Below are 17,674 nucleotides of genomic sequence, written 5' to 3'. Positions count from 1 at the left end.
CTGGTGCGAAGTATAGGCGTGACTCCTCGCCAGCGCGCGTGACTTGAGCGTGACACACGCGGAATGGGAAACCGCTCGTTTTTTCAGGCTACGGGTTGATTGGCGACCGCGCGCCAGAGTGATGTCGCCCGGAATGTCCAGTTTCCCCGTTTCGCGGGGGTTTTTGCATCGAAACCGGCAAGGGCGTGCACGAGGGCGAGGGCGTCAGCGCGCTTCTGGTCAACCGTTGCTGCGAGGAGAAGTTGCAGAAGCACCGCCCGGTCCGAGGCCGTTTCGGCCCGTTCGACGATCGTGAGCCAGGTCCGCTCCTTGTAGAAGAGGCCCGCTGCGGCGGAACGAAGCTTTAGTATATCATACTTTTCAATGGCTTCTTCCCTCTCCAACTGGTCGAGCGTCGCGTCGGCATTGACGAGCGGAAGCGAAAGAGCGGGGTAGCCGAGTTCGGCGGGACCATGCAGCAGGGCGACATCGGCATCGTCCATGCGACGACCGCTGGCATAGTCCTCGTAGATGCGGCCGATGCCGACCATGCCGAACGTGTCGCATTCGGCGGCGCGCAGCGCTCCCATGCTGGCCGCGCCGAAGACGGCGGTGCCCTGTTCCAGCGCATGGAGGATTTCCTTGTGCCAGACGGGCGCCACATGCTCGAAATTGCCGTCGATGATGCCGATGGCGGTGGCGCCTGCGCGCACGGCGGCCAGCACGTCGCCATGGGCCGCCGGCGGCCGGACGGCGATCGTGTCGCCGCAGAGGGCGGCGGCATCGGGCAGGCTGGGGCCGGCAAAAAGGATCTTCATGGGGTTCCGAACAGCATGCGGGAGAGGGCGCGGGGGCCGACGGCATGGCGGCGCGCGCCTTCCGGGTTTTCCAGCGCCGGCACGATCATCTTGACGACGGAGACGGGCAGTGCCGTATCCCCGAGCGGAACGGCGATGATGGGCGTGATGCCCGATGCGGCGAGCCTTTCCATGCAATGGGCAAGCAGCGCCGCGGCATCGCCGCCGGGGGCGGGATAGGATTTCGCCGCGCCCGGCCAAGCCTCGAAAAGGGCGAGGGTTTCCGGCGGCAGCGGCCGGGTGAAGGTTTCGGCGAAGAGATCGTCGCGCGCACCGCTGATATAGGTGAGGCGTGATTGCGCGACTTCGGTAAGCGCGCGGATGACGGCGCGCGCGGCGACGGGGTGGGTGCCGTAGCCGATGGTCGCATCGTGGAAGAGCGGCCGCTTCCTTGCGGTAAGGCCGGCATCGCCGAGCACGGCGGCATAGGTCGGGATGGCAAGGTCGCTGGTGATGTCGAAGAGGCGCAGATCCAGCCCGGCTGCGTGAAAACGGCCCGTAAGGGTGTCGATGAGGGGATCGGCGATGCCGGCGGGATCGATGGCCGTTGCCAGGCGCTTTTCGCGTGGCAGCAGGCGCCACAGGCGGTCGGCGTCGCGCTCGATACGCTCCAGGAGGCCATGCAGGATCGCCTCGCTCTCCGAATTGCCGGAGGCAAGGCCGTCGGAGGATTGCCAGAAGCGCGGTGCCGTATCGGTCCTGTCGAGGCAGACGGCCTCGCGCGGAACCCAGATGGTCTCGCCCGTCACGATGTCGCGGCCGGGGAGCCAGTCGAGACGTTCGTCTTCGGCAAGGAAGGCCTGGCCGCTGGCGACGAAGATGTCGAGCGGCAGGCAGGCTTCGCCGGCCGCCGCGAAATCGCGCCGCGTGGCTTGCCGCACCGGCACGAGCGGCTCGCCGGCAACCGACCGTTCCAGCGCTTCCATGGCGGCGGAGACCTTCGCGTCGATATCGGTGATGCCCTTGCCCTGGTTGATGACGATCGAGCGGGCATTGGGGCTGACGGCGTTCCAGACCGGAATGCCGACGCGGTCGAGCCCCGTCAGGCGGGACAGACGCGTGATGCCGAACCGAGGCAGCAGGGCCTCGATCCGGCTCCAGGTCTCATCGGGACTGCAGATGCGGTCCGAATAGGCGGTCACGGTATGAGCCGGCCAGGGCTTACTTGTCCATGAAGCCGCCGGAGGGGTCCATGAAACCGCCGGACGCATCCATGAAGCCGCCGGAGACGGCGTCTGCCGAGGTTGCGAGCGCGGCGAGGTTGACCCCCTTGATCACCGATGCGCCGGCCTTGCGCAGGTCGTCGGCTGCCTTCAGCGCCCCGGTCGTCGGCGCGCCGATCTGTGTCACCGTGCCGGCATCGAGGTCGGCGACCCAGAGGCCATCGTCTCCCTGAATGCCGAGAACAACGAGTCTTGCCATGCCCACTTCCTCTCCTTGTTGTGCCGGACGTTAGAAGCCGGCTTTCTTCAATCCGTCGTAATAATGCCTGCGCTGCCACTCTTCCTTGAAGGGCACGATCGCCATCCAGGAGTCGAGATCGAAATTCGGGTGGATGTCATAGGTGCGGCGGATGAACTGCCGTGCCTTCTTCATGTCGCCGAGCATGCTCCAGCTTGCCGCGGCGAGACGGTCGGCAGGGGTGCGGTCCTTCATGCGGGCGATATAGTCGAGCGCCTGCTGGTAGAGGCCGAGCGAATAGCTGGCGCCGGCGGCGGTCCAGAAATATTCGTCCGGCGGCAGGGGGTTGAGCTCGATCGCGTGCTCGATCTTCTTGAGGCCGACATCCGGCCGCGAGGCCTGCACCAGCGTGTCGGCATAGCTTGCGATGACATTGGCGTAATGCGGGCTGAGCGCCTCGGCGCGGTCGAGATAGGCGGCGCTCTCGTCGAACTGGCGGGCATAGAGCTTGACGACGCCGAGCTCGCGGTAGCCGGAGGGCAGGCGCTCGTCGGCGCGGATGGTTTCCTCCGCGTGGCGCTCGGCCTGGCGCAGCAGGTCCTCGTCGCCGCGCGCCGTCACCAGCCATTCGAGGAAGTAGCTGCGGGCAAGGCCGCCGATCGCCGGGGCGAAGGCGTTGTTGGCCTGCAGGGCCTCGCGAAAGCTCTTGCGGGCGCGACGGATGTCGCGCAGGTCGAGGTTCTTCAGTTGGCTCTGGCCGACGAGGAAGCTGCGATAGGCGTCGGCATCGCGCTCGTAGTCGCCGCGCACCAGCTCGTTGCGCTCGATCTCGGTGGCGATCGCCCCGGAGATCTGGTGGGCGATCATCTGCCGCGAGCGGGCGAGACCTTCGGCGGAGAGCGGAAAACGTTCGGCCCAGATCACCTCGTCGCTGCCGAAGAAGATGAGCTGGGCGAAGAGCGTGTGATGGTCGCCCTCGTCGCGCAGCCGCGTTTCCAGGATGTAGCTGATCTTGTGGCGCTCGTAGGTGGCGGCCCTGTCGGCCTGGAGCGAGATCTGCGCGGCGGTGTGCGGGGCGATGATCGAAATGGAGCGAAGCGCGCAGAGCCCGATCGTCACGTCCTCGATCAGCGCTTCGCTGAAGCGGGCGGCGGCGCGGGCGGCCAGCGTTGTGACCGGCGGCAGCAGCACCACGCGCGGCGGGTTCTGCCGGGGGAGGGTGATGTCCGCCTCCTGCGGCGTCAGCACGCGGGCGGGCGGCTGGAAGAGCATGAGGCTGCTGGCGGACGTCGCCGACCGGCCCGTCAGCACGGCGCGCACCTCCTCGTCGTCCGGGTTGCTCTCCAGCAGGCGCAGGGCGACCGCGGCGCGGGCCTGCCGCGTGCCGTCGACCCGCTGCGCATCGTTCCCGAGCAGCGCGCTGCGCAGGAGGGCCATGTGTGCCGCCCGTTGCAGCGCGATCCAGCTCGAAAACGCGCGGTTGCCGGGCTTCACATGTTTGAGGAAGTCGTCGGTCAGGGTGGCCGCGAGCACGGAAAGGCCCGCGCCGTCACGCACCGCGTCGATATCGCTTTCGATGGCGTCCTGCCCGAGCGCGATCGTGGTGTCCGTGAAGGTGAGGTAGGTCCGGTCCAGCTCCCGCTGGCGCTTCTGGGTCCGCGAAACGGTCTGCCGCAGGTTGGCGAAGGCGGCGGCGCTGTTAGCATCGTCCCAGAAGAGGCTTGCCGCATCCGCCCGCGGCATGTCGCTCATGCCGCGTGTCAGGAGGTAGCAGAGGATCAGGAGCGCCTTTTCGGGAAAGGCGATATCCCTGCCGCCCTCGTCGAGCAGCCGCAGATGGCCGAGCGTCTGCAGCCGTGCAGACATGTGCGGTCAGATCCGCAGTTCCGGTGCGGTGTCTGCGCGTTCACCCGCTTCGGCGGCCGCGCTTGCCTTGGAAAGCGCGGTTGCCAGCGCGATGATCGATTTGCGCACGCCCGCATCCTCGATCTTCAGGAAGGCGCGGTTGAGGTCGAGGCCCTCCTTGGAAGAAACGAAGGTGGAGACGTCGCCCGTCTCGTGCGCCACACCGGCGGTCGGCGCGGCGCTGTCTTCGTCCTGGAAGAAGAAGCTCGGCGGAACGCGGAACACGTCGGAAATCGCCTGGAGGCGGCTGGCGCTGATGCGGTTCGTGCCCTTTTCGTACTTCTGCACCTGCTGGAAGGTGACTCCGAGCCGGTCGGCGAGCGCTTCCTGACTCATGCCCACCATCAGCCGGCGCAGGCGGACGCGGGAACCGACGAAGACGTCGATCGGATTTGGTGTTTTCTTGGTCATGAGGCTTTCTCCCCTGTAAGACATGCCGGGGCATGGCAAGATACGCGTATCCCGTCACTGTGCTTGAATCGCCTGTTTGATGCAACTGCCGCGAACCGGAATTCCTTGCTACCGTAACGTGAGGTGGCGTGCACCTCAGATATCGTAGCTTTGCGGCGCGCTGAGGGAGGCGATGAATTTTTTCGTGCGTTCGCGCTCCGGCGTGGAGAAGAGGGCGCGCGGCGGCCCCTGCTCGACGATGACGCCGCCATCGAGGAAGACGACCGTGTCGGCAACCCGCGAGGCAAGGCGCAGGTCATGCGTCGCCATGACCATGGTCGTGCCTTCGCGGGCAAGCCGGCTCAGCACCTCGACCACCTCCTCGGCAAGCTCGGGATCGAGCGCGGAGGTCGGCTCGTCGCAGAGCAGGACGCGCGGCGAGGGGGCGAGCGCGCGGGCGATGGCCACGCGCTGCTGCTGGCCGCCCGACAGCGTCGCCGGCCAGGCATCGGCCTTGTGCGCCATGCCGACCTTTTCGAGCAGTTCCATCGCGCGGGCGCGCGCCTTCTCGGCGGGCCATTTCAGGACCGTGACGAGGCCTTCCATCACGTTGGCGATGGCGGTCTGGTGCGGGAAGAGCTGGAAGTTCTGGAAGACCATGCCGGTCTGGCGGCGCAGCTTCTGCACGGCATCCCAGCCGACCTTGCGGCCGGGCGCGAAGTCGATCGTCTCGCTGCCGAGCTTGATGGAGCCCGAGGTCGGCGTTTCGAGCAGGTTGATGCAGCGCAGCAGCGTGCTCTTGCCCCCGCCCGAGGGGCCGACCAGTGCCGTCACCGTGCCCTCCGGCAGGGCAAGGCTGATGTCGCGCAGCACGTGATTGTCGCCGAAGCGTTTTTCGATATGGCTGAGTTCGATCATGTGCGGGCCTCCAGGAAGCCGCCATAGCGGGCGAAGCGCCTTTCCAGCCGGACCTGCAGGGCCGACAGAACGGAACTGAGCGCGAGATAGATCAGCGCAGCCTCGATATAGAGGATCAGCGGCTCGTAGGTCGTGGCGACGATGCGCTGCGCCGTCTGGAAGAGTTCCGGCACGGTGATGGCGGCGGCAAGCGAGGTGTCCTTCACCAGCGAGATGAAGGTGTTGGACAGCGGCGGCACGGCGACGCGGGTCGCCTGCGGCAGGATGGTGCGGCGCATGGCCTGCGTCCAGCTCATGCCGATCGAATAGGCCGCCTCCCACTGGCCGCGCGGCACGGAGGCGATGACGGCGCGGATGATCTCGGAGCTGTAGGCCCCGACATTCAGCGTGAAGCCGATGAGCGCGGCCGGGAAGGCGTCGAGCAGGATGCCGATGCTCGGCAGGCCGTAGAAGATGACGAAGAGCTGCACCAGCAGCGGCGTGCCGCGGATCACCCAGACATAGAAGCGGGCGACGGCGACGAGCGGGCGCGGCCCGAACAGCCGCGCGATGGCCGTGACGAGGCCGAGCGTCAGCCCGAGCAGGAAGGAGAGCAAGGTGAGCGGAATGGTGAAGACGAGCGCGGCCCACAGCAGGGGGACAAGCGAATCCAGCATCAGTTGAAGCCACGGCGGCACGGGCAAACCTCCGGAAATGCGGCTGGCCGGGGTGATCCCCGGCCAGGTCATGGTTTTATCTATAGTCGAGGACGAGGTCGCCGCGAAGCGGTCCCCCGGCAGGAATTACTTCGAGACGTCCTGGCCGAAATACTTGTCCGAGATCGCCTGGTAGGTGCCGTCGGCCTTGATCTCGGCCAGCGCCTTGTTGATCGCTTCCAGAAGCTCCGGCTCGCCCTTGCGGATGATCACGCCGGAATAGTCGGCATTTTCCTGTTCGGCGGCGATCTTCACATTGGCGTCGGGCTTGTGCTTCTTGAAGTCGAGGAAGGACAGGCTGTCGTTGATCGTCGCGTCGGCGCGGCCGGTCAGGACGAGCTGGATCGACTGGTCGAAACCGTCCGTGCCGACGAGTTCGGCGCCGGCGCCTTCAGCGATCTTGCCGAAATTGGAGGTCAGCGACTGGGCGGACTTCTTGCCCTTGAGGTCGGCGAAACCCTTGATGCTGTCGTCGTCGGCGCGCACGATCAGCACGGCCTTGGAAGCGATATAGGGCTCGGAGAAGTCGTATTTCTGCTTGCGTGCCTCGGTGATGCCGACCTGGTTGATCACGGCGTCGTAGCGGTTGGCGTCGAGGCCGGCGATCAGGCCGTCCCACTTGCCTTCCAGGAACTCCGCCTTGACGCCGAGCTTTGCGGCGATGGCCTCGCCGATCTCGACGTCGAAGCCGACCAGCTTGCCGTCGGTGTCGTGGTAGGTGAAGGGCGCATAGGTGCCTTCGGTGCCGATCTTCAGCGCGCCGGCGGCCTGCACGGCTGCGAGGTTCTCGCCTGCATGGGCTGGGGCGAGGATGGCGGCCTGGAGTGCCGCAGCGGCGGCGAGGGTCTTCAACCAGTTCATCTTGGAACTCCGTTTCTGGCTCAAGTGTTCGATGGGCGATAGATCGCAGAAATCGGTGCAAAACGATGGGTAGAAAACTGCGAATAAAAACGGCAAATGCAAATATTTTTCTCATTTTTCGCTGTCTTCCAGCGAAGAAGAGCGCATTTCGCTTGAAAAATCGGACCTTCCGAGGGGGCTGCGATCTTTGTGAATTTCGTGTTTTTAGGGGCTTGCCAAGTTCGCAAACAGGGACAATTGATGTCGCACCCAAAATAACAACCGGGGAAGGAAAACAAAATGGCAAACAGACTCGTTGGCTTTCGTGCGGCTCTTCTTGCAGGCGCAATCCTGCTGGGCGCCAGCCCTGTATTGGCGGAAACGGTGCTTCACCGCGGCAATGCGGGCGAACCGCAGACCCTCGACCAGGCGCACACTTCCATCAACATCGAAGAGTTCATCCTCAAGGACCTTTACGAAGGCCTGACCATCTATGACGCCTCGGGCAAGATCGTGCCCGGTGCGGCGGAAAGCTGGACCATCTCCGATGATGGCACGGTCTACACGTTCAAGCTGCGCGGCGACGCGAAATGGTCGGACGGTTCCCCGGTGACGGCGGAGGACTTCGTCTTCTCCTTCACCCGCGTGGAGGACCCGAAGACCGCGGCCGGCTACGCCAACATCCTCTATCCGATCAAGAATGCGGAAAAGGTCAACAAGGGCGAGGCCGGCCTCGACCAGCTCGGCGTCAAGGCGGTCGATGCCACGACGCTGGAAGTGACGCTGGAGCGCCCGACGCCCTTCTTCCTCGAACTGCTCGCGCACCAGACGGCGCTGCCGGTCTCCAAGGCCAGCGTCGAGAAGAACGGCGCGGATTTCGTGAAGCCCGGCGTGATGGTCTCCAACGGCGCCTTCAAGCTCGCCAGCCATGTGCCGAACGACAACCTCGTCGTCGAGAAGAACCCCAACTACTGGGATGCCGCCAACGTCAAGCTCGACAAGGTCATCTTCTACCCGATCGACGACCAGGCCGCTTCGGTCCGCCGCTTCGAAGCGAAGGAAATGGACCTCGTCTACAACTTCTCCGCCGACCAGATCGAGCGCCTGAAGGCGAGCTATGGCGAGCAGGTCCACGTCTCGCCGACGCTTGCGACCTATTACTACGCCTTCGACACCCGCCAGGAGCCCTATAGCGACGTTCGCGTGCGCCGGGCACTTTCCATGGCCGTCGACCGCGACTTCCTGGCCAAGGAAATCTACTCGGGCTCGCAGCTCCCGGCCTACTCCATGGTGCCCCCGGGCATGGAAGGCTACGAGCCGGCGACCGCCGATTTCGGCGCACTCTCCCAGCTCGACCGCGAGGACGAGGCGCTCAAGCTGATGAAGGAAGCCGGCTACGGCGAGGGCGGCAAGCCGCTGAAGATCGAGATCCGCTACAACACCAACCCGAACCACGAGCGCGTGGCGACGGCCGTTGCCGACATGTGGAAGAACACCTTCGGCGCGGACGTCTCGATGGTGAATCTCGACGTCTCCTCGCATTACGCCTACCTGCAGGAAGGTGGCGCGTTCAACGTGGCGCGGGCCGGCTGGGTCGCCGACTATGCGGATGCGGAGAACTTCCTGGCGCTCAGCGTCAGCACCAACAAGACCTTCAACTACGGCAAGTTCGAGAATGCGGAATACGACGCGCTCATGAAGCAGTCCTATGAGGAGCAGGATCCGGCGGCACGCGCCAAGGTCCTGCACGAGGCGGAAGCCCTCCTCATGAAGGAACAGCCGATCGCGCCGTTTCTGACGCAGGCCGACCTGTGGCTCGTCTCCAGCAAGGTTCAGGGCTGGCATGACAATGCCGCCAACCAGCACCTGAGCCGCTTCCTCAGCGTTTCGGAATGATCCGACGTCAGTGCGCGGCCTGTTGAGGCCGCGCACTTTCGTATCTGGGGAGACCTGGTCATGCTTGCCTTCGTTCTGCGGCGCCTCGCAAGCGCCGTGCCGACGCTATTCATCGTCGTCACCATTTCGTTCTTTCTCATGCGCTTTGCGCCCGGCGGTCCGTTCAACCTCGAACGCCCTCTACCGCCCGCCACGATGGAAAACCTGATGCGGGCCTACCAGCTCGATCAGCCGCTCTGGCGACAGTACCTCACCTATATGGGCAACGCCGTCACCGGCGATTTCGGGCCGAGCTACATCTACAAGGACAATTCCGTCGCCGAGCTGATCGGCAAGGGGCTGCCCTATTCGGTCGAGCTCGGCTTCTATGCGTTGTTGCTCGCGCTCGTCGGCGGCGTCATCGTCGGCACGATCGCGGCGCTGCGCCAGAACAGCGCGATCGATTTCGCCGTCATGTCGGTGGCGACGATCGGCGTCACGGTGCCGAACTTCGTCGTTGGTCCGGTCTTGACGCTGATTTTCGCCATCGTGCTCGCCTGGCTGCCGGCCGGCGGCTGGGGTGACGGGTCGCTGCGCTTCCTCATCCTGCCGATGATCGCGCTCGCCCTGCCGCAGCTTGCGGTCTTCGCGCGGCTGACCCGCGGCTCGATGATCGAAGCCCTGCGCACGGACCATATCCGCACCGCGCGGGCCTATGGCCTGCCGGCAAAATCGGTGGTCGTCGTGCACGCCATGCGTGGCGCCATGCTGCCGATCGTCTCCTATCTCGCGCCCTGCGCGGCCGCTCTCCTGACCGGCTCCGCCGTGGTCGAGACGATCTTCACCATTCCCGGCGTCGGGCGCTATTTCGTGCTCGGGGCGATCAATCGCGACTATACGCTCGTCATGGGCACCGTCGTGCTGATCGCCATCTTCGTCATCGTCTTCAATCTGCTGGTCGACATTCTCTATGGCCTGCTCGATCCGAGGGTTCGCCATGACTGATGCCGTCGTTTCCCCCATGCCCGAGAACGAGGTGAAGGGCCGCAGCCTCTTCCAGCTCGCCGTCATGCGCTTCCGCCGCAACCGCCCGGCCATGGTCGGCTCCGTGATGCTGGTGCTGATCGCCTGCTTCTCCTTCTTCGGCCCCTTCTTCATCAGCCACAGCTACGATCAGGTCTTCTCTTCCTATGTGACGATCCCGCCGAGCCTCGAGCCGCGGCCGGGTGAGGACACGCTGGAGGAGGCGATGGAGGGCGTTGCGACCCGCGCTCGCGTCGAGCTCCAGTCCTTTACCGTCGAAGGCGAAAGCTTCACCGCCATCATCACCGCGAAGGACCCGATCGATCCGCGCACGACGCGCTATTTCGACCGGGCCAACGAGTTCGACAAGACCGCGGTCGTCACGAGCGAGGACGAGGGCCGCAAGCTGACGCTTTCGGGCGTCGTCGACCGGGAATATTTCCTGTTCGGCACGGATACCAACGGGCGCGACCTCATGGCGCGCGTCATGCTCGGCGGGCAGATCTCGATTGCCGTCGGACTTCTCGCCAGCCTCGTCTCGCTCGGCATCGGCGTCGTCTACGGCGCGATCTCGGGCTACATGGGCGGGCGCGTCGACAACGTGATGATGCGCTTCGTCGAGATCCTCTACTCGCTGCCCTTCGTCTTCCTCGTCGTGGTGCTCGTCGTCTTCTTCGGGCGCAGCTTCGTCCTGATCTTCATCGTCATCGGTGCGGTGGAGTGGCTCGACATGGCCCGCATCGTGCGCGGCCAGACGCTGTCGCTGAAGCGCCGTGAATTCATCGGTGCGGCGGAGGCCCTGGGCCTGACGGACTGGCAGATCATCCGCCGGCATGTCATTCCCAACACGATCGGCCCGGTCGTCATCTTCGTCACGGTCATCGTGCCCAAGGTGATCCTGCTCGAAAGCTTCCTCTCCTTCCTCGGCCTCGGCGTGCAGGCGCCGCTGACGAGCTGGGGCTCGCTGATTGCGGAAGGCGCGAACAACATCCAGTCCGCGCCCTGGCTGCTCATCTTCCCCGCCATCTTCTTCGTCGTCACGCTCTTCTCGCTGAACTTCGTCGGCGACGGCCTGCGCGACGCATTCGACCCGAAGGATCGCTGACATGGCAGAGACGCGGAAAACCATGGAGCCGATCCTCGCCGTGCGCGACCTGAAGGTGTCCTTCACGACACCGGACGGGGACGTCAACGCCGTCAAGGGCATCAATCTCGACGTCCGCCCCGGCGAGACGCTTGCGGTGGTGGGAGAATCCGGCTCCGGCAAGAGCCAGACCATGATGGGCATCATGGGCCTGCTTGCCGCCAATGGCCGGGTCTCGGGTTCGGCAAAGTATCGCGGGCGGGAGATGGTCGGCCTGCCGCCGAAGGGGCTGAACGAGATCCGCGGTGCGAAGATCACCATGATCTTCCAGGAGCCGATGACCTCGCTCGATCCGCTCTACCCGATCGGCAAGCAGATCGCCGAGGTGATCGTGCATCACCGCGGTGGCACGCGGAAGGAGGCCCGGCCGCGCGTGCTGGAGCTCCTGAAGCTCGTCGGCATTCCCGAGCCGGAGCGCCGCATCGACAGCTATCCGCATGAGATGTCCGGCGGCCAGCGCCAGCGCGTGATGATCGCCATGGCGCTCGCCAACGAGCCGGACATCCTGATCGCCGACGAACCGACGACGGCGCTCGACGTGACCATCCAGGCGCAGATCCTCAAGCTCCTGCGCGACCTGCAGAAGCGTTTCGACATGGCGATCGTGCTCATCACGCACGATCTCGGCATCGTCCGGCACTTCGCCGAACGGGTCGTCGTCATGCGGCGCGGCGAGATCGTCGAGCAGGGCGGTACGGCCGACATCTTCGGCAATCCGCAGGCCGACTATACACGCATGCTGATCGAGGCCGAGCCGCATGGCCGCAAGGCCGCGCCGTCGGATGACGCGCCGATCATCCTGGAAGGCCGCAATGTCGTCGTCGACTACAAGATCGACGGGGGCTTCCTGAAGAAACGCGCCAATACGTTCCGCGCCGTCGACAATGTCAGCATCAGCCTGCGCGAAGGCCAGACGATCGGCGTGGTGGGCGAATCCGGTTCGGGCAAGTCGACGCTGGGACGGGCGCTCCTGCGCCTTATCTCCAGCAAGGGCGCCTACCGCTTCGGCAAGACGGATACTTCCGGTCTCGACCGAACGGGCATGCGGCCGCTCCGGCGCAGCATGCAACTGGTCTTCCAGGATCCCTACGGCTCGCTCTCGCCGCGCCAGACGGTCGGCGAGATCATCACCGAGGGGCTCTACGTGCACGAGCCGCAGCTTTCGCGGGCCGACCGCGACAAGCGGGCGATCGCGGCGCTGAAGGAGGTCGGGCTCGATCCGGCGGCGCGCAACCGCTATCCGCACGAGTTTTCCGGCGGCCAGCGCCAGCGCATCGCGATCGCGCGGGCGATGATCCTGAAACCCCAGGCGGTGATCCTCGACGAGCCGACCTCGGCGCTCGACCGTTCGGTGCAGGGACAGGTAATCGAGCTCCTGCGTGATCTCCAGTCCCGCTACGGCCTTTCCTATGTCTTCATCAGCCACGATCTCTCGGTGGTGCGCGCCATGAGCGACTATGTGATTGTGATGAAGGACGGCAAGATCGTCGAAGAGGGGCCTACGGACGCCATTTTCAGCGCGCCGCGGGAGGATTATACAAAGACCCTCATCGGGGCCGCGTATAATATCGGGCCGTAAGCATCAGGAGATCGGATGGCCGAGGGCCGCTTGCCGCATATCGTGCTCTTTTCGGGCGGCACCGCGTGCCGCACGACCAATCTGGCGCTGCTTTCCAAGCCGGTGCGGCTGACGCGCATCGTGCCGGCCTGGGATAGCGGCGGCAGTTCGAAGATCATCCGCGACACCCTCGGTGTGCTTGCGGTCGGCGACATCCGTCAGGCGCTGATGACCATGGCGCATGGCGAGGGGCGGGCGGGCGATGTCGTCAAGGTCTGCAATGCGCGCATGACCAGCGGGACGGAAGACGACGCCCGCACCGAATTTGCGCTCTATGCCGAAGGCTGCCACCCGCTCCTGGAACGCATGGAGCCGGGCCTGCGCGGCGCGATCCTCAATTACCTGCGCACCTTTCGCGCGGCGATCGGCGCGGATTTCGATTTCCGCAACGGCAGCATCGGCAATTTCATCCTGACGGGCGCGCATCTTGCCCATAACAGCGACATCAACACCGCCATCTTCGTCTTCCGCAAGCTCTGCGACATCACCGGCCATGTCTGGCCGTCCACGGCGGCCGACGGGGTCGATCTGTCCGCCGTGCTGAACGACGGCACCCGTGTCGAAGGGCAGCACAGGGTGACCGCGCTCGACGATGCGGCGAGCGATATCGGCATCCGCGACATCGCGCTGTCCGGCCGGAACGGTGCCGCGGTGCCGGCCAACGAGGCGGTGCTCGAAAGCCTCGAAAGCGCCGATGCCATCGTCTTCGGACCGGGCAGCTTCTTCACCAGCGTCCTGCCGCACTTCCTCGTCGAGGGCATCGTGCCGGCCATTGCGCGCAACGGGCACGCCCGCCGCATCTTCATCGGCAACATGCTGCAATGCCGGGAGACCCGCGGGCTCGATGTGGCACGCATGCTGGAAATCGCCACGACGCTCTGGCGGCGGCAGGAGGGGGCGGATGCGCGACCCTTCACCCATGTCCTGGCGAACCACCAGCCCCTGCCCTTCGAGAAGACCGTCGGGCCCTTCGCCTATCTCGGCAACGGTCCGCTGGAGGAGGTGGGGGCACGGCTCGGCATGGAGCGGGTGATCGGCGAATTCGAGGATCCCTGGCAGCGCGGCCAGCATGACGGCCGGGCCGTCGCTGATATGCTCAACTCGCTCTTGCCGTCGTGAGCCCGGCCTTGTCCGCCGGCTTCCAGCCCCGCGCCTTGGCGAAGGCGAGGAAATCGTCCGCTGCCATCGGCCGGGCGAAGGCATAGCCCTGCAGGACATGGCAGCCGAGGCCGCGCAGCAGCTCGGCATGGGCCAGCGTTTCGACGCCTTCCGCGACCGTTTCGATGTCGCGCACCTTGCCGATGTCGATGATCGAGCGGACGAGGCTCTGCTGTGCGGTCGATTCGAGCAGCGGCTGCACCAGCCGGCGATCGATCTTCAGCCGCTTCGGCGACAGCTCCAGGAGGCTGACGATGGAGGCGTGGCCGGTGCCGAAATCGTCGATCTCGATATCGATGCCGAGGGACTTGATGTCGTCGATGGCCTGCTTCAGTCCATCGTCGAACGCATCGAAGGAAATCGATTCCAGCAGTTCGAAGGTCAGCGAGCCGGGGCGGATGTTCATCGCGCGCAGCTTTTCGAGGAGGCCCTCGTCACGCAGGCGCTGGCAGGAGACGTTGACGGAGACGCGGGCGATGCCGAGGTTCTGCCCCTCCCAGCGCATGGCCTGGAACAGTGCCTGGTCGAGGATCGCCTCGTCGATCCGGGCGACGACGTTGAGGCTTCCGGCCACCGGCAGGAAGACATCGGGCGTGATGACGCCGCGCGTCGGGTGCAGCCAGCGCGCCAGCGCCTCGACGCCGACGATCTCCAGAGTTTCGGCATCAAATTGCGGCTGGAAGAAGGGGTGGAACTCGCCCTGCTCGAGGCCGCGCAGGATGTCGTCGCCGAGCCGCTTGACCTCAACCGTGTGCAGGCGCAGTTCGTCGTTGAATGCTTCCACGCGGTTGCGGCCCCGCCGCTTGGCTTCGTAGAGTGCGATATCGGCATTGACGAGTAGTTGTTCGGCGGATTCTTCCGCATCGTTGCGCGTGGCGATGCCGATGCTCGCGCCGATGCGACAGTCATGGCCCTCGATCGCCATCGGCTCGCTGATCGCCTCGATGAGGCGGGCCGAGAGAGCGTTGAAATCGGCCTTTGCCGGGTCGCGGCGCGACAGGAGCACGAATTCGTCGCCGCCGATGCGGGCGATGAAGTCCTCCGCCGGGATATGGGTGCGCAGCACGCCGGCGGCCTGTTTCAACACCTCGTCGCCGGCCGCATGGCCGAGCGTGTCGTTGATGTCCTTGAAACGGTCGAGGTCGATATGCAGCAGGGTGAGGGGGCGGGTGTCCTCGCCCATGCCGGCCAGCGCGAGCTGCTGGTCGAGGAAGCGCCGGTTGGGGAGCTGGGTGAGGGCATCGTGCAGCGAATTGTGCTCCAGCACCAGGCGGGCGTCTTCCAGTGCCCGGTTCTGCGCCTCGGCCGTCAGCTTGGCCTCCAGAAGTTCGGCCTGCAGGCGAATGTCGTCCGTCACGTCCCAGTTGGCGCCGACGATGCGTTTTGCGCCTGATGAGGCGCGATAGGTCATGCCGTGCGCGCGGATATGGCGGATGTCGCCGCCTGTGGTCAGGACGCGGAATTCCGTGAGATAGGGCCTGTCGGCCTCGATGGCGTTGGCGAAGACGCGCTCGGCCTCCTCCAGGTCGTCGGGATGGAGCGCGTCGCGCCAGTCCTCGTAGCGGCAGACAGGCTGGTCGGGCGGCACGTTGTAAAGCACGCGCATGCGCGCGTCCCAGGTGAGGGTCGATGTCTCCGTCTCAAACTCCCACACGCCTACCCGGGAGGCGTCGAGGGCGAGCTGCAGGCGCTGCGAGACGGTTTCGAGCCGGTCCTCCCGGTCCTGGAGCGCCAGGATGTGCCGGTGGCGGTCCTTCATCAGGTACCCGACCCAGAACATGGGGGCGACGATGATGACGGCCAGCAGCGCAAGGCCGGCGCGAAAGAAGGCGAGATCGGCAGAAGGCTGATGCCAGCCGCCGAGCGGCGTGGCCGACATGGTCCAGGCTTCATGGCCGATGTCGATGATCATGATGACAGGATCGGCATCGACGGGCGCGGCCGTGCTGAAGAAGGTCCGCGCCTCGCCGCCGACATGCGGCCGGCTGGAAAGCGAGACGGCGATTTCGAGGTCCTTGCCGAAGCCGCTGTTGGCCAGGAGCTTGTCGAGATCGATCACGGCGGAGGCGATGCCGATGAAGGCATTGTTCCGCCCTGCATGGATCGGGTAGCGGGCAATCACGCCGCGGCCGCCCTGCACCAGATCGACCGGGCCGGTGACGATGAGCCGGTCGAGCGCCTTCACCTGCATGGCGGCGGCGCGCTGGCGCTCGTTCTTGCGATAGTCGAGGCCGATGGTGCGCTCGTTTCCCTTGACCGGATAGACGAGCGAGACCACGAAATCGGGCGCGATGGCGAGATTGCGCAGTTGCGTGTCCTTGCGGAAGATGCGCCCGGCAAGATCGGCAAAGCGGCCGGGCGACATGTCGGGTTCGGTCGAGAGTGCCGCGACGAGACCCTGCACGAGATTGATGTCGCCCTGGATATTGCCTTCGAGGCGCGAGCGCAAGACGCCGAGCTGTTCCGTGGTGAAGGAGCGCAGATACTCCTCCTCCAGCCGCAGTTTCTGGGAATCGGCGAGGAAAATGGCGATCAGCGCGGCAAACGCGACGACGATGGCAGGGATGTAGTATCCCAGCCCCTGAAGGGGGAGCTGCGCATTCCGGTCGTTCATCGCGTTCCGTCTGTCTCCGCGCGTCCTGGTTGCCCGAGGCAGGATCCTGTCCGGCTTCCGGTGGTCGACGGACGATGGCAGATGCAACTTAATATTTGCTGACGAGAATATGCCTCTATCTGCCGATTGCCGGGCGGGGCTTTCCGCCACGACCCATTCTGCGCTAGTTCTCGGCACGATCGAAGCGGAACGACGTCAGGGGGCTGGTTTGCCGGCGGACAAGGACAGGGCGGAGAGCGTGTTCGGCGCGCTGCTCAGGACCATCATCGAGGAGAGCCCGCTGAAGGCCGCCGGCTTCATCGTCACCATCTATGGCGACGTGGTGGAGCCGCGGGGCGGCGTGGTGTGGACAGGCAACCTCATCGAGACCTGCGCCGCAGTCGGCATCAGCGAGACCCTGGTGCGCACCGCCGTCTCGCGCCTCGTCGCCGCCGGGCAATTGTCCGGCGAGCGGGAGGGGCGGCGCAGCTTCTATCGCCTCGCCGCGCCCGCCCGGACCGAATTCGCCGCGGCCGCCCGCCTGCTTTTCGGCCCGCCGGAAGCGGCGGACTGGCATTTCGTGCAACTGACGGGGGCGGCGCCGGACGAGGCGATGCAGGCTCTTGAGCGGGCGGGCCATGCCCGGCTCGGTCCGCGCCTTGCCGTCGGTGCGCGTCCGCTGCCGCTTCTTAAGCAGCCGGCCGTCGTCTTCCGGGGCGAGGTCGTGAGCGGCGAGCGGGACCTCGGTGCCTTTGCGGCCGACCACTGGAACCTCGCACTGCATGCCGAGGCCTATCATGGGTTCCTTCGGCGCTTCGGGCGTCTTGCCGACCTGCTTGCGGGCAGGATGCGGCTCGGTGCGGCGGAAAGCCTCGTTGCCCGGCTGGTGCTCGTGCACCAGTTCCGCCTTGTCGTGCTGCGCGATCCGCGCCTGCCGCAGGCGGCTCTGCCGGCGGACTGGCCGGGGGAGGCGGCCCGGATGCTCTTTGCCGAGCTCTATCTCCGCCTCTCGCCCGAGGCGGACCTGCATGTCGCCCGTCACTTCGTCACGGCGGCCGGCGCTCTGCCGGAGGCGAGCGAGGCGACGCTCCGTCGTCTCTCGCTGCTGCGCGAGGCGATCCAGCGCGACTTTTCATAAGAGAAATGCGTGGCTTGTGCTATGATGGGAGCTGCTGGAACGAAACATCACATAATTTGGATAAATCGGCATTGATTTGTGACGTATCGAGTGGTAAATAGATAACCGATCGGTCGGTCAATGTTTCTGGAGGAACGGAT

The 17,674-nt window shown here is 65.5% G+C and carries 15 protein-coding genes; 6 read left to right on the top strand and 9 right to left on the bottom strand.

From position 1 onward, the window contains the following. Positions 1-83 precede the first annotated feature (83 nt). From EV665_RS07710 to EV665_RS07675, 8 genes are all read right to left on the bottom strand, one after another. On the bottom strand, positions 84-797 hold the full coding sequence (locus EV665_RS07710) for a TfuA-like protein (protein ID WP_133033642.1): 714 nt from the start codon (positions 795-797) through the stop codon (positions 84-86). Beyond that, entirely contained in the window at positions 794-1,978 is a 1,185-nt protein-coding gene (locus tag EV665_RS07705) for a YcaO-like family protein (protein ID WP_245507660.1), read from the bottom strand. Before EV665_RS07705 ends, EV665_RS07710 begins: the two co-directional genes overlap by 4 nt. A gap of 19 nt (positions 1,979-1,997) precedes the next feature. Next, positions 1,998-2,258, bottom strand: a complete 261-nt coding sequence (locus EV665_RS07700) for a hypothetical protein (protein ID WP_064331316.1) — start codon at positions 2,256-2,258, stop codon at positions 1,998-2,000. A gap of 30 nt (positions 2,259-2,288) precedes the next feature. Then, positions 2,289-4,103, bottom strand: coding sequence for an AfsR/SARP family transcriptional regulator (locus tag EV665_RS07695; protein WP_133033640.1), 1,815 nt, complete (start codon positions 4,101-4,103; stop codon positions 2,289-2,291). A 6-nt stretch (positions 4,104-4,109) separates the two neighbouring features. After that, positions 4,110-4,553: a helix-turn-helix domain-containing protein gene (locus tag EV665_RS07690; RefSeq protein ID WP_064331314.1), complete on the bottom strand. Its 444-nt coding sequence runs from the start codon at positions 4,551-4,553 to the stop codon at positions 4,110-4,112. 135 nt (positions 4,554-4,688) lie between these two features. Next, positions 4,689-5,450, bottom strand: coding sequence for an amino acid ABC transporter ATP-binding protein (locus tag EV665_RS07685; RefSeq protein WP_064331313.1), 762 nt, complete (start codon positions 5,448-5,450; stop codon positions 4,689-4,691). After that, entirely contained in the window at positions 5,447-6,127 is a 681-nt protein-coding gene (locus tag EV665_RS07680; protein WP_064332649.1) for an amino acid ABC transporter permease, read from the bottom strand. Before EV665_RS07680 ends, EV665_RS07685 begins: the two co-directional genes overlap by 4 nt. A gap of 105 nt (positions 6,128-6,232) precedes the next feature. After that, positions 6,233-7,006: an amino acid ABC transporter substrate-binding protein gene (locus tag EV665_RS07675; RefSeq protein ID WP_133033638.1), complete on the bottom strand. Its 774-nt coding sequence runs from the start codon at positions 7,004-7,006 to the stop codon at positions 6,233-6,235. Positions 7,007-7,285: 279 nt separating this feature from the next. Between EV665_RS07675 and EV665_RS07670 the strand changes: the two genes are divergently transcribed. The 5 genes from EV665_RS07670 to EV665_RS07650 are packed head-to-tail and all read left to right on the top strand — an operon-like array spanning position 7,286 to position 13,764. Further along, entirely contained in the window at positions 7,286-8,881 is a 1,596-nt protein-coding gene (locus EV665_RS07670; RefSeq protein WP_133033637.1) for a peptide ABC transporter substrate-binding protein, read from the top strand. Between the two features lie 60 nt (positions 8,882-8,941). Then, entirely contained in the window at positions 8,942-9,865 is a 924-nt protein-coding gene (gene oppB, locus EV665_RS07665; RefSeq protein WP_133033636.1) for an oligopeptide ABC transporter permease OppB, read from the top strand. Next, positions 9,858-10,988 (top strand): ABC transporter permease, encoded by a 1,131-nt coding sequence (locus EV665_RS07660; protein ID WP_064331309.1) that lies wholly within the window; start codon positions 9,858-9,860, stop codon positions 10,986-10,988. The genes oppB and EV665_RS07660 overlap by 8 nt, the downstream gene beginning before the upstream one ends. Position 10,989: 1 nt before the next feature. Next, positions 10,990-12,606 carry an ABC transporter ATP-binding protein gene (locus EV665_RS07655; protein WP_133033635.1) on the top strand — a complete coding sequence of 539 codons (1,617 nt, stop codon included), beginning with the start codon at positions 10,990-10,992 and terminating at the stop codon, positions 12,604-12,606. Between the two features lie 15 nt (positions 12,607-12,621). Further along, positions 12,622-13,764 (top strand): gluconeogenesis factor YvcK family protein, encoded by a 1,143-nt coding sequence (locus EV665_RS07650; RefSeq protein ID WP_245507659.1) that lies wholly within the window; start codon positions 12,622-12,624, stop codon positions 13,762-13,764. Here EV665_RS07650 and EV665_RS07645 read toward each other — a convergent pair. Next, complete coding sequence (locus EV665_RS07645; RefSeq protein ID WP_133033634.1) at positions 13,742-16,417, bottom strand: bifunctional diguanylate cyclase/phosphodiesterase; 2,676 nt, start codon at positions 16,415-16,417, stop codon at positions 13,742-13,744. The genes EV665_RS07650 and EV665_RS07645 overlap by 23 nt on opposite strands. A gap of 208 nt (positions 16,418-16,625) precedes the next feature. On the opposite strand from EV665_RS07645, the gene paaX reads away from it, so the two are divergent. Next, a complete protein-coding gene (gene paaX / locus EV665_RS07640; protein ID WP_245507658.1) occupies positions 16,626-17,534 on the top strand; it encodes a phenylacetic acid degradation operon negative regulatory protein PaaX in 909 nt (302 codons plus the stop codon). The last annotated feature ends 140 nt before the right edge of the window (positions 17,535-17,674 follow it).

The sequence above is a fragment of the Shinella granuli genome (assembly GCF_004341885.1).
GTDB lineage: Bacteria > Pseudomonadota > Alphaproteobacteria > Rhizobiales > Rhizobiaceae > Shinella > Shinella granuli.
This window is presented reverse-complemented; position numbering and strand designations above follow the sequence as displayed.